The sequence below is a fragment of the Salinimicrobium oceani genome (genome assembly GCF_012037645.1).
In genome coordinates this window covers 1-287 of the sequence record NZ_JAAVJR010001611.1, presented here as the reverse complement: position 1 = coordinate 287, position 287 = coordinate 1, and the positions used below count along the sequence as shown (strand labels likewise).

Sequence of the window (287 nt, the reverse complement as noted above, 5' to 3'; positions counted from 1 at the left end):
CATCAAAGATGGTTCTTCGGCGAAAAAGGTGCTTAAGGTAAAAATGCCAGGGTCAGGTCAGGTTAAGCTTGACGTGCGATACGGAGAAGTAAAACTGGCGGGAAACACCAACAACCTTAGAGGAAATATTTCCCATTCAAAATTTAGTGCTGCAGGAATTGACGGGAAGAATACAAATTTAAAGGTGGCTTATACTCCGGTAGCAGTAAAGACCTGGAATTATGGGGTGCTTAACGCTGCCTATGTACAGGATCTAAGGATCGATAAAGCCTTTAGTATAAAGTTGG

At 42.5% G+C, this 287-nt stretch carries 1 pseudogene; it reads left to right on the top strand.

Annotation, left to right across the window (positions count from 1 at the left end):
- Positions 1–43: 43 nt before the first annotated feature.
- Positions 44–287 (top strand): annotated as a pseudogene (locus HC175_RS23290) (hypothetical protein); the annotation flags it as partial.